The sequence below is a fragment of the Thalassotalea atypica genome (assembly GCF_030295975.1).
GTDB classification, from domain to species: Bacteria; Pseudomonadota; Gammaproteobacteria; order Enterobacterales; family Alteromonadaceae; genus Thalassotalea_F; species Thalassotalea_F atypica.
In genome coordinates this window covers 747272-760062 of sequence record NZ_AP027364.1, presented here as the reverse complement: position 1 = coordinate 760062, position 12791 = coordinate 747272, and the positions used below count along the sequence as shown (strand labels likewise).

Here is a 12791-nt window from a genome sequence, read left to right as displayed (position 1 = left end):
TATTAGATTTAGATACTTATGCGCTTGTATTGTCGATAACTGGCGTTCCAGTAATTTCGTTCAATCTTCGCGGTTAGTTGTTCATCTGAGATTTCTAACGCTAACCCTTGTTCGAATGCAATTTTTGAAATAGCAAAAGCAATATCACGGCTCAGTTGTGCAATTGACGTTAAAGGAGGCAATAACTCGCCTTCGCCAGTGTTGGCAAGCGGCGATTGTTTAGCCAGCATTTCACTCGCCACTAGCAGCATTTCATCAGTAATGCGGTTGATGTTTGCCGATACCACACCTAGGCCAATGCCTGGAAAAATATAGCTATTGTTACATTGGGAAATAGGATACAGCTTGCCTTGCAATTCAACCGGCGCAAATGGACTACCTGTGGCTACTATTGCATTTCCTTCTGTCCATGTAATCACCTGCTCAGGTGTTGCTTCTACTTGTCGAGACGGGTTACTCAATGGAAAAATGATCGGCTTGTCACAATGACTGTACATTGCCTTGATCACTTGTTCGGTGAATAAACCTGCTTGACCAGAAACACCGATTAAGATATCAGGTTTTGCATTATTCATGACTTCTCGTAATGAAGCATATTCCCCTTCAATTTCCCACGATGTTACATCATCTGTTGTTTGTGTTAATTTTTCCTGGAAGTCTCTTAATCCCTCCATGCCTTGGGTTAAGAGACCCAAACGATCAACCATATAAATTTGCTTTCTGGCATGTTGCTCAGAAATACCTTCACTGACCATTTGAGCAATAATTTGCTCAGCAATACCACAACCAGCAGAGCCCGCACCGACAAACGCAACCCGCTGACTCGAAAGCTCCACGTTTTTAGAGCGGCACGCCGCTAGCAATGTACCAACCGTAACGGATGCCGTACCTTGAATATCATCATTAAAACAACAAATTTCATTACGGTATCGGTTTAACAAAGGTGTTGCATTGGGCTGAGCAAAGTCTTCGAATTGCAACATCACATGCGGCCAACGACGTTTGATCGCGTTGATAAACATATCTAAAAACTCATCATACTCTGCTTGGTCGATACGTTTATGACGTGACCCCATATACATTGGGTCGTTGAGCAGCTTTTCATTGTTTGTGCCTACATCAAGCATGACAGGTAAACAATACGCCGGACTGATGCCGCCACATGCGGTATATAATGATAATTTACCAATCGGGATCCCCATGCCGCCAATACCTTGGTCACCTAAACCTAAGATGCGCTCTCCGTCGGTAACCACGATGACTTTAACTTTATTTTTTGTCGCGTTGCGTAAAATATCATCTAATTGATGACGATCTTCGTACGAAATAAACAAACCACGAGAACTACGATAGATATCAGAAAATTGCTCACACGCATCACCGACAGTGGGCGTGTAGATAATGGGCATCATTTCTTCTAAATGTTCTTGCACCAATTTGTAGTACAAGGTTTCATTGTTATCTTGAATGGCGCGTAAATAAATATGTTTGTTTAGGTTAGTATTGAAGCTACTGTATTGACGATAACAACGGTCAACTTGCTCTTCGATCGTTTCAAAGCGCGGAGGCAATAAACCGGTAAGGTTAAACGCTACCCGTTCGTCTTTCGTAAAAGCACTACCTTTATTTAATAAAGGGGCTTCTATTAAGCTAGGGCCAGCATAAGGAATGTAGAGCGGTCTTTTTTGAGTATCTGTCATTGTTTTTATCTAATTTTGCAAAGTTAAGTAGCAATTAAGTAGCCTAGAAGGCGAGTGTGGCGAAGTATAGTTGAACTTACCGACATTAAAAAGCCAACCAGTTGGTAAATCAACGAATTAAATCGTAGTTTGCCTATCTAGTCGATAATTAGTCCGCTTCAGCGATCCATGCTAGTTGTATTGCTTCTAATACGCGCTCACCACAATGGGTTGGATCATCATCAAAGCGTTCAAGTGCAAGTACCCATTTCATCAGTTCTGGAAAGTGTAATTGCATTGGGTCTACATCAGGGTGTTCTTCTATCAAGTCAAGCGCGATTTCCAACGAGTCTGTCCACTTTAAGCTCATTATGTCCCCCTATTTGAAAAGCAGATTAAAACAAAAATAGTCAGCAGCTAACATCAGTATAAGCCAAATAATGACTCGCCGTGCTTTCAAACACAACTGACAATCGGTATGCCACCATTTTTTGAAGAGTTTAAACATTTGGAGTCCCTAACACCTGTCGACCATGAGAAATAATAGCGTTAGATATTTTTTTGTATATGCCTTTTAATAGAACCCAGTGGTGCCAATACAAGCTTTCAGTAATTTTTGCTTGTTTAAAGATGTGCACCAACTCCCCTTTTGCAAGTTCTTCTTGTATTTGTAACTCTGCAATCAAGCAATAGGCTGCACCATGTTTTGCCATTGCAACAAAAGCTTCAGATGAACGCACCGCGTGAAGCGGATAATCTCCTTCAGATAACCCAAAATGTTCATGAACAAAGCGAATGTGCATATTATCTTTGTGATCAAATGCTATACCCGGTGCTTGCCGTAAGCTGTGTTTATTAATTCCTTCGGAAAAATATCGTTCAATAAACTCTGGTGACGCCACTAAGATATAATCTAATTCACCTAGTTCTGTCAGTTGGCATCCTTTCACCGGTGTATTTTGACTGCCAATTGCGCCAAATGCTTGGCCGTCTCTTAGCATATCGACGGTGTGAGTTTCATCAGCAATCAACAGGTTTACTTCAATCAAATGTTGTTTAATTATTGGCGCAATTGCTGGGATCAGCCAAGTGGCTAAACTGTCTGCATTGGTGGCGATATGTAAAGTCAGCGGTGATTCAGGTGTGTCCGGCATGACTTGCGGCATTAAGTCTGCCTCCAACTGCACAACTTGATAGTAATGCCTTAATAATTGCTTGCCTAGCTTCGTCGTTTTTATTGGTTGGCTTCTGATCAAAACCGGTTGCGCAAGCTGCTGCTCGAGTGCTTTTATGCGTTGCGACACAGCAGATTGAGTGATGCACAAAGTGCCAGCAGCACGTTCAAAACTCTGATCTTTAATTACCGCGCTCAGTGCTTCTAGTAATTTGTAATCTAGCTTACTCATTGACGACTCATGTAATTCATACCCAACATTAGTATAACTTATGATTAATAATTTTAATTAATTATATTTATGACAAGAAGGGAACTATATTACCCAACATTGTTTTCTATTCATAAGGAAAGGCGATGTCTTTTACTGCGATGCTTCAAGGGCTCATTTTAGGAGCCGGAATGATCATTCCTATCGGTGCTCAAAACTCTTATGTCCTTAGTCAGGGCATTAAACGCAATCACCATATATTAGCAGCAACTATTTGTATGGTCTGCGACGTAATTTTAATCGGCTTAGGCATATTTGGAGGTGGAAAATTAATTGCCAGCCATGAATATTTAATGCTCGCTATTGGCTGGGGCGGTATTCTCTTTTTAACAGTTTACGCTTCAATTGCTTTTAAAAATGCATGGCAAAACCAATACCAACAGGCTGGCCAATTAAAAGCGGCCAATAACCGTAAGAAAATCATCGGAACCACTTTAGCAGTTACGCTATTGAATCCTCACGTTTATTTGGACACGGTTATGATACTCGGCAGCGTGGGTGGCACTTTTGACGGTAATGAACGATTGGCATTTGCCATTGGTACAATGTTGGCTTCCATTCTTTGGTTTTATAGCTTGGCACTAAGTGCAGCAAAAATGGCGCCGTGGTTAGGGCACCCTAAAGTACAGCGGGGAATAGATATACTCGTTGGTTTGATTATGGTTTTAGTGGCTTATTCCGTGTTTAACACTTTACTAAATCAATAATTTATCTTGTTGATTTGATAATGAAAAATATAAACATGTATACCATTAGCATGACAAAAGGCTGCATTTAGCAGCCTTTTTTATTGAACATAGAATGAGGTAATACGAACACTTCTTACTTTCTATATCTATGTTAACTCAACAGCGCAAATCCACCTGGCACATGATAAACTTTTGCAAAGCCATTTCGTTTTAATACTTTTGCGGCTGCGTCACTGCGATTACCACTACGACAAATACAAATAAACTCATGATCGTCATTACTGTGTTGGAAGTTATGAACAAATTCCGTTAACTGTGACAAGGGTACATTCACTAATTGTTTTCCTGCGACATAAGCTTCAGGATACGCCTCGTACTCGTGCACTTCTCGTACATCTACCACCGTCGCTTTAGGGTGTTTAACCATAAAACTTTCTAACTCATTAGGGGCTAAATTTCCTATTTCATCACTAGAGAATGATATTTGCCCACAAAAACAAGGGTTTTCAGACTCAGGTAGCTGTTGATCAATGCTAACTTTTTGCTTGGTAAACTCTTCAACTGACAGAGATTGATTCAACACACCATTTAATAGTGGGTTGGTTTTTTTCTCCATCGCCAAGCTCGTACTAAACAGTGATTGATAGTCATGGCTCGGACAAATAAGTGTTGAATCAATCACTGTACCATTAAGGGTTTGTAAAGATTCATACATTGATTGGGCGTTACTTTGTGCTAAATCTGTTCTGCCTAAACCGCCAATTTGAATCGAGTCGCCAACAAACACATAATCAACATTTTCAGCAAGCAAATCATCTCCATCGATTTCACCCAGTAAATACGCGACACTATTTTCGGTATGTCCCGGAATAGGCAATTGAGCCAATATTTTGCCACCCACTGTAATAGCTGGGACTTGCTGCCCATTAGCTAACCGCACAATCTTACTTTCTGCTGGCCAACCCAATAAATTGAAATGACCTGCAGCTATATGCTCGGGTATTAACTCTCTGACCATTTCAGGGGTTAATACTTGATGTTCATGACGGTGTGAGTCAAGTACAGCAATTACTTTGTAACCTTGGCACTTCACTAGCTTTTCAAATTTGTTGACTAATTCAGGCACCACATCGATAACCACACACTCTTTAGCGGCTTTATCAACATAACACCAAGTACATTGCTGATCATAGACCCACTGCTGTAATCCATCTACGCCAAACTCACTGGTATCATGAGTATCAGACAGCATTAAACAACTGTGATGCAGTGCTTTAACTGCTTGTTTGATTGCTTGACACGCTTGATCAATTTCTTGCTGTGTCGTTGCTGGGCCAAAGGACATTCGAATTGCCCCTTCGCTTTGCCATTTAGGCTTACCCATGGCATCAAGAACAAAGCTGCCAGTCACTTTTGACGAACAAGCAGAGCCAGAGCTAACACGAATTCGAGCTGCATCAAACAAATCCATGATTTCTTTACTTGATAGCCCTTTAACCGAAAAATTTAACGTCGTCGGTAAGGAATATTTGAAATCATGGTTAAAGATAATATCAGGGAAGACTTCCGTTAATGTGTCGAACATTTGTTGACGGTAACGCACTAACGTTTCATGATCTTTGAAAGTGTCGTCATGTTCACTATCAAGTAAGCTTAAAATCGCGTGCAGCGCAGCAATACCTGGTAAGTTTTCGGTGCCAGAGCGTAGGCCACTTTCTTGACCACCGCCAGCAATAAACGGTGTAAATGGAGCGTTTTCTCTAACATATAAAACGCCAATTCCCTTAGGCGCATATAATTTATGACCACTAAACGGTGCATAATCAATGGTAGTCTCTGAAATATTTAGGCTCAATTTACCTAACGCCTGCACACAATCCACCATCCATAATACGTCTTTATTGCCATTACGAATCACTGATTCCAATAAATCTAAATCTTGAAACACTCCGGTTTCATTATTCGCCGCCATAGTACAAATAACCAAGGCGTCGGCGATGTGTAATTTAATAAATTCAACATCTAAAATACCGTTTTCATCAACTGGAATGGCTAATACTTCTGCGCCAATATTCAACATGGCATTCCAGTGCTTTAACGTTTCAGGCACCGCTTTGTGCTCTGTTGCGCCATATAGTAATAATGGATTTTTTTGGCTGATACCCTTTTCACGCGCCGCGTTCAATGCTGAAATAATTGCTGTTTGTATGCCTTCTGTTGCGCCACTGGTAAATGTAATACCACCGGACGTTGCACCGATAACCTTGCGCACGAGGCTTCTTGTTGTCTCTAAAATATACTTGGCTTTCAAGCCAGTGATATGGCTACTACTTGGATTACCGTAACACAGTTGCATGGTATGCATGGCAGCTTCGGCGGCCTGCGGTAGCACTGGCGTTGTAGCGTTATTATCTAAATATATTTCATTTTTCTGAGGCTGGATATCATTAAGCGTCAACATAAAACCACTTCTTCTAATAAGTGAATACAAACTAAGTGTAAGTCGATTAAGAGCGGAACATTCTATCCACTTATAACCAAAAACACTAATATATAATTAAAACTTTTAAGGCGAATAATTGCACGCCTTATAACTAAATTGAATTATTCTTGATACTAGAACAGAATTCTTATGTGCAAAGTAATATCAACTACATTGAATTCATTTGGAATATCAGTTAATTCTGTTATTTATTTTGGTTTAATTACGATCAAAATGAGCAGTTAGTTTTGCTTATAAATGATCAATAGCTAGGGAAAAACATGGAAGATTTAATAAAACACTCAGCGGAGATAAAGAGCCTTGCGCAAGCTACACAGGCAATATTCATAAGTTTAGCAACCATAATGGCAGGCATTTGGGCAGTATTCAGACTTTTTGCCACAGATGAATTGAAAAAACAAAAAGCAGAATCAATTCAGAAACAAGTTGAGGTTAACCAAAAGAAAGGACTTAAAGGTGACATGTCTATTATCTTGGGAGAAAAAACAAATTCAGGAACCCCTGTTTTCATCGAGGTTAAAATTGAAAACCAGAGTTCTTCTACCCATACCTTAGATTGGTGCGGATATGCGTTAAAAATAGCAGCAGTAAGTTTTATTGAAAGTGAAGACCAAGATGGACATAGGCACAAATTGGATCCTATTACTAAGCTAAATCCTATTTCCATTAACAAAAATGGCAGCGAAGACTACTTTAGTGGCTCGACTTCACTTACTATCTTTCCTAGCACAGAGCGTATAGTAAATTTTTATTGGCTAATGAAACACGAAGGTGTGTTCATCGCTTCTATTTCAGCTCCTATGCCAGAGTCAATAGAAAAGCACATGCTGGATACGAGTGTCGACTTACCTGCTGTGATAGAGAATTCGGAAAAACAGTTTCCAGAATATAAAGCTAAATTTCAGTTTAATGTATCACGGTACTTCCAAGTTAATTAGCTGATATATTAAACTGAAATTCTAATATTCATCAATTTTCGCAAAGTTAGATAATAAAAGTTTAGCTAACGCGATACACTTTGGCGTATTAACTTAAACAATGACAAAAACAACGAAGTTGCGATGAACAATATTTCCTTTACAACAGAGCAAACCGAACAGCTCAAAACTTTACTTCAGCAATATTTCGAGCGTGAACTTGACCAAGATTTAGGTGACTTTGATGCCGATTTTTTACTGGATTTCATTAAAGAAAAAATGGGCGTACATTTTTACAATCAAGGACTAAGGGATGCCCAAGCGGTCTTAATGTCCAAAGTAGACGATATTACCGAAGCCATCGAAGAGATAGAACACGTAACTGATTTTTAATGAGTGGCATGTTCCCCTGCACTGCATTTTGTTTGTTATTCACCAGTAAAAAACAATTTTAGCAATGAACTATAACTTGGCTCACCATTATCGCGAGCCTATATACTTTTTGATCACTTTTTGAGGTATTTTAGCTCTTTTATAGCGTTCTAGCGCTTTGTTAAAATCGTTCCTCAACTTGGCATCATTAAATCCTACATGAGCTGAAACGGCTAATAGTAAATTATGCTCTTCAATTTCTTGTCTGCAATAACGCAACTTAGTGATTTGAGCCTCATCATGCCTATCTTCGTCGATTGAGTCTGATTGACAGTACCTTTTTAGAAAATAATAGAAAATATAATAATCAAGCACGACGAGATCATAGCGCCCCCACAACAACAATTCTGGAAACTTAGACATGTCAGCCAGCTCTCTATAGCCTTTTCCCTTTGACAACTTGACAAACTCTTCACCAAAGTATCCTGTAGCCCCTTGAAACGTTAGGATTTTCTTACCATCTGCATCAGATAATTCATTCAAACTAAATTGATTTTTTTTTAGGCTCAATATCACAGGACGATATTCGATGATGGCGTCGGAATAAAACAGTTGTTCGGAGTCTTGCTGATAAAAGGTTGGCAAAAAAAGATCCGCATATTTTAATTGCACTTGGCTTTTTCCACGGGCAAGTGGCATGAAATCCAATGTCACTTTATATCCCATACTATTTAAAATTTCACGGGTAATATCGATATCAATACCGCTATTTGACGCCGCAATCATATGCGGTGGGCCATCATCGCTCAGCATCGATAGCTCATTGGTTTGTACTTCCGTCGCAGTTAATTCTGCAGAAAGAAGCAAAAAAGAGAGGCTAGTATAAACTAGCAAAACAACAGGTGGCATAAATGAAAAAGTGTAATGGTCAAGCCCTTAAAAATCAGCTTAGACAAAAACACTCCATTAAACAAAATGTTTATTAGGAGGGCCGTAATTATGGATGTGATTCATTCGAATCATTTATATTACTTAGCACCTACTGGTATTGCTTTATTTTTTCTTTAAGTAATAAACAACATCCATATCGCCTAGCGGATCTTCGTGCAAATAGGTTTTTACGTATTCCATGCCTAACTTTTTCATGATATTAATCGAGCCTAAGTTGTCTTCAACTGCAATGGCGCAAACTGAGTCTATCGCTGTTTCGTTGAGCAAGGCATTCATGATGTGCTGCGCAGCTTCAGTAGCGTAACCTTTCCCCCAAGATTTTTGCATAAAGCGCCAGCCTAATTCCAGATTTCGCCATTGTGGGTTATCAGTAAAGTAATCCATTGGTCGAACTAACACCCAGCCGATAAAAGTATTCGACTCTGTAATGATGACTTTCCACAGCCCCCAACCTTTTTCAATATCAGTAAAGCTTTCAAGTCGAGGAATAAAACGTTGGTGAATATCTTCCATTGAGGTCATTTTGCCCCCGTTGATATAACGCATCACCTCTGGATCTTGGTCGAGTTCAAATAACAACTGAGCATCATCTTTTGTCATCAATTCCATCTGTAGGCGTGAAGTCTCTAGTACTTTCATCGTTTTCCTTATTTCATCTTTTATCAATTCAAAAAAGCCCACATAAAGTGGGCTCACATTAAATTATGTTAAACTCTACAATAAGTCATTATTCCTGAGATTTTACAGGAAAACCTCGGTCACGCATTAGGGCATCAACCACCGCATCACGGCCTCGGAAAGCGCGATACGCTTCAGCAGGATCTACGGCATTACGAACGCTGAATAAATGCTTCACCAACTTAGCGGCCACATTTTTATCGTAGTAACCACCTTCCGCTTCTTCAAATGCTTCACTTGCATCAGAAGTTAGTACTTCTGCCCACATGTAACCGTAATATGCGGCAGAATAACCTTCACCACTGAAAACATGACCAAAATGCGGTGTTCTGTGACGCATGACAATTTGAGAAGGTAATCCCAATTTGTTTAATTCGTCACGTTCGAACGCATCCGGGTCTAGACCTTTAGGGTTAACGGTATGAAGTTTCATGTCGATAATCGCCGAAGCTAAGTATTCCGTAGTTTTAAATCCTTCATTAAACGTTGCCGCATTCTTAATTTTTTGGACTAAATCTGCGGGCATTGGCTTACCTGTTTTATAGTGAATCAGGTAGTTGTCGATCACTTCGTCTGTTGTCAACCAGCGTTCAAGTAATTGAGATTGAAATTCCGTGTAATCACGTACACCGCCGTTTAATGTTGGGTAATCAACATTTGACGCTAAGAAATGAAGTGCGTGTCCAAACTCGTGGAAGTAAGTTTCTGCATCATCCCACGAAATAAGCGATGGTTGACCCTCTGGGCCTTTACTGAAGTTTGAGTTGTTTGAACTTAAGACATTAGTTTTACCGTTGATGGTAGTATGACTACGATAAGTTGTTGCCCACGCCCCCGAACGTTTTCCTTGACGTGCAAATGGGTCTAAATACCATAAACCGATGTGATCGCCAGAGGTTTTATCTGTCACTTCCCACACTCTAACATCTTCATGGAATACTGGAACAGAGCCGTCAGTCACTTCAGCAAAGCTGAAGTTAAATAAGCGGCCAGCAACATAGAACATCGCTTCACGTAGTTTGTTCAGTTGTAGGTATTCTTTTACTTCATTTGAATCTAAGTCATATTTTGCTTTACGCACTTTCTCAGCGTAGTAACGATAATCCCAAGGTTTAACTGCTTTAATGCCATCTTCTTTTTGACCAATGGCAAGCATATCAGCCACTTCTTCATCAACACGGGCAATGGCTGCAGGCCATACCGCTTCCATAAGTTTAATGGCATTTTCAGGCTTTTTCGCCATGCGATCTTCTAAGCGCCATGAAGCGTAGTTGTCATATCCTAAAAGACCAACTCGTTCATGGCGTAAGGTTAGAATTTCTTTGATCAATTCATTGTTATCAAATTCATCACCGTTATCGCCACGGTTGTAATAAGTTTCCCAGACTTTCTGACGTAATTCACGTTCAGTTGAATAAGTTAAAAATGGGTCCATTGATGAACGCGTGTTGGTGATCGCGTATTGACCATCTTTATCGCGCGCCGTTGCTGCCGATGCTGCTACTTGCACAACTGACTCAGGTAAACCACCTAGCTGTTCTTTGGTTAAGTAAAGTACGTAGTTTTCTTCATCTGCCAGTACGTTGCTTGAGAATTTTGTGTGTAGTTGCGCAAGGCGATTATTGATTTCGCCATAACGCTTCTTATCTTCACCATTTAAGGTCGCGCCATTACGAGCAAAACCATCGTAAACGAGTGTAGCCAAACGCTGCTGATCTGAACGTAGTGTTTTGAATTCTTCACCATTGCGAACTGCAGAAATACGCTGGAACAATGCTTCGTTTTGATTAATCTTGGTGTTAAACGCTGATAACTTAGGTGCCATTTCGCGTTGAATATCTCTAAATTCCGGTGTTGAACGATTAGCGCTCCAGATACCGTAGTAACTATAAATTCGACGTAAAACACTACCTGAACGCTCCATCTCAACGATAGTGTTTTCAAATGTAGGGGCATCTGTGTTGTTGGCAATCACGTCAATTTCGGCCAAATTAAGTGCCATACCCTCTTCCAGTGCCGCTTTTAGGCCTGCAATAGAGACTTGATCAAAAGCTGGAACACCTTGGAATGGACCGGTCCACGCAGCTAGTAGTAATGATTTTGCTTTTTCTTCAGCCGTTGCTTCAGTCGCATTATTAATGGTGCTTACTTGTTCGACAGTGTCCGTAGCTACTGACGCAGCACTTGTTGACGTTTCAGAATTACACGCGAATAACATGCCAGACATAAGCATGGCGGTAAACAATCTTGATTTATTCATAATTTTAGTTTCTTCTAGAAGGATATTTAGCTTATAAGACGCAAGCTAATTATTATTATTTTAGTTTCACCAATGAGTATCATTGGTGTTGCGTTTTGACAGCTTGCCACAGTTAACGAAAAATTTACAACATAAGTAATTATTAAACCCTTGTCTGTGATCATAATCAAAGTAGCCTGTCGTTAGATTTTGGCTGTTTACCGCAATGCTTGTTTGAAAATGTAGAAATCAGTATGCTTTGCGCACTTTCTTTTGTTGAGTTAACCACATGCGCGCCGTTTTTCTTGATACTCAAACTTTTAGCAGCCAAATACCCTTTTCCAACATTGCTAAGCAACTTGATGTACTGGAGTGTTTTCCTATTACACAACCCGAAGACGTTATTAAACGATGTTTAGGTTTTGACGTGGTGATCACGAATAAAGTGGTATTAACTGACGAAATTATAAGCGCATTGCCCGATTTGAAGTTAATTTGTGTTGCTGCAACAGGCACGAACAATGTTGATATTTTGTCCGCAAAAGCACAAGGAGTCGCGGTCACTAATGCCGCAGGCTACGCAGGACCATCAGTTGCACAATATATTATGGCTCAGCTCCTCAATTATTATCAAAACATACACCATCACCATAAAAATGTTGTTGATGGCTTGTGGCAACAAAGCGAGACGTTTTGTTTTCTCGGTAACCCTATCGAAGAATTATCAGGAAAAACACTAGGTTTAGTTGGTTACGGGCATATTGCCAAACACTTGGAAAATATTGCCAAGGCTTTCGATATGAAAGTGCTCATTAGCGAACATAAGCATGCGGATGTTATTAGAAGTGGACGTATTGCTTTTAATGACATGCTGACTCAGTCGGACATCATTTCTTTACATTGCCCATTGAACCAAGATACTGATCAGCTTATCACTCACGACAGTTTTAAGCGGATGAAACCAACAGCGGTGTTGGTTAATACCGCACGAGGGCAAATCATTGATACTGAGGCATTGAAAACAGCTTTGATAAATAAAGAAATCGGCTATGCAATTATAGATGTTTTAGTGCAGGAACCGCCTCGTTCAAATGAACTTCTACTACAGAATGATATCAGCAACATTAGCGTCACAGCTCACATTGCTTGGGCGAGTCAGCAAGCTCAGCAACGGCTGATTTCAATCATTGCCGACAACATCAAAGCGTATCAGCTTAATCAAGTTTTAAATAGGGTCATATGAAAGACAATAAGAATAAATTTAGTCGATAAAAACAGCCGCTTAGTCGTGGACTTTTAACCTCCAGACTTTTATTCT

Annotated in this window: 11 protein-coding genes; 4 read left to right on the top strand and 7 right to left on the bottom strand. The window is 40.0% G+C overall.

All coding sequences use genetic code 11. The features are described 5' to 3' along the window. Positions 1–8: 8 nt before the first annotated feature. The 3 genes from QUE03_RS03540 to QUE03_RS03530 form a co-directional block, all read right to left on the bottom strand. Positions 9–1700, bottom strand: coding sequence for an NAD-dependent malic enzyme (locus tag QUE03_RS03540; RefSeq protein ID WP_286265164.1), 1692 nt, complete (start codon positions 1698–1700; stop codon positions 9–11). Positions 1701–1848: 148 nt separating this feature from the next. Next, on the bottom strand, positions 1849–2049 hold the full coding sequence (iscX, locus tag QUE03_RS03535; protein WP_286265162.1) for a Fe-S cluster assembly protein IscX: 201 nt from the start codon (positions 2047–2049) through the stop codon (positions 1849–1851). A 130-nt stretch (positions 2050–2179) separates the two neighbouring features. Continuing rightward, positions 2180–3085 carry a LysR family transcriptional regulator ArgP gene (locus QUE03_RS03530; protein WP_286265159.1) on the bottom strand — a complete coding sequence of 302 codons (906 nt, stop codon included), beginning with the start codon at positions 3083–3085 and terminating at the stop codon, positions 2180–2182. A gap of 125 nt (positions 3086–3210) precedes the next feature. Between QUE03_RS03530 and QUE03_RS03525 the strand changes: the two genes are divergently transcribed. Beyond that, positions 3211–3831 (top strand): LysE/ArgO family amino acid transporter, encoded by a 621-nt coding sequence (locus QUE03_RS03525; RefSeq protein WP_286265157.1) that lies wholly within the window; start codon positions 3211–3213, stop codon positions 3829–3831. A 133-nt stretch (positions 3832–3964) separates the two neighbouring features. Here the strand turns inward: QUE03_RS03525 and QUE03_RS03520 are convergent, their stop codons facing one another. Continuing rightward, positions 3965–6274, bottom strand: a complete 2310-nt coding sequence (locus QUE03_RS03520; RefSeq protein WP_286265155.1) for an aminotransferase class V-fold PLP-dependent enzyme — start codon at positions 6272–6274, stop codon at positions 3965–3967. 302 nt (positions 6275–6576) lie between these two features. On the opposite strand from QUE03_RS03520, the gene QUE03_RS03515 reads away from it, so the two are divergent. Both QUE03_RS03515 and QUE03_RS03510 read left to right on the top strand, forming a co-directional pair. Further along, positions 6577–7254, top strand: a complete 678-nt coding sequence (locus QUE03_RS03515; RefSeq protein WP_286265153.1) for a hypothetical protein — start codon at positions 6577–6579, stop codon at positions 7252–7254. Between the two features lie 123 nt (positions 7255–7377). After that, on the top strand, positions 7378–7626 hold the full coding sequence (locus QUE03_RS03510) for a DUF2164 domain-containing protein (RefSeq protein ID WP_286265152.1): 249 nt from the start codon (positions 7378–7380) through the stop codon (positions 7624–7626). Positions 7627–7713: 87 nt separating this feature from the next. Here QUE03_RS03510 and QUE03_RS03505 read toward each other — a convergent pair whose 3' ends face one another. The 3 genes from QUE03_RS03505 to QUE03_RS03495 form a co-directional block, all read right to left on the bottom strand. Beyond that, positions 7714–8472 carry a substrate-binding periplasmic protein gene (locus QUE03_RS03505; protein WP_286265150.1) on the bottom strand — a complete coding sequence of 253 codons (759 nt, stop codon included), beginning with the start codon at positions 8470–8472 and terminating at the stop codon, positions 7714–7716. A gap of 186 nt (positions 8473–8658) precedes the next feature. After that, positions 8659–9195: a GNAT family N-acetyltransferase gene (locus QUE03_RS03500; protein WP_286265148.1), complete on the bottom strand. Its 537-nt coding sequence runs from the start codon at positions 9193–9195 to the stop codon at positions 8659–8661. Between the two features lie 88 nt (positions 9196–9283). Further along, positions 9284–11494, bottom strand: coding sequence for a M3 family metallopeptidase (locus QUE03_RS03495; protein ID WP_286265146.1), 2211 nt, complete (start codon positions 11492–11494; stop codon positions 9284–9286). 268 nt (positions 11495–11762) lie between these two features. Here QUE03_RS03495 and QUE03_RS03490 point away from each other — a divergent pair, with 268 nt between their 5' ends. Beyond that, on the top strand, positions 11763–12716 hold the full coding sequence (locus tag QUE03_RS03490; RefSeq protein WP_286265144.1) for a D-2-hydroxyacid dehydrogenase: 954 nt from the start codon (positions 11763–11765) through the stop codon (positions 12714–12716). The last annotated feature ends 75 nt before the right edge of the window (positions 12717–12791 follow it).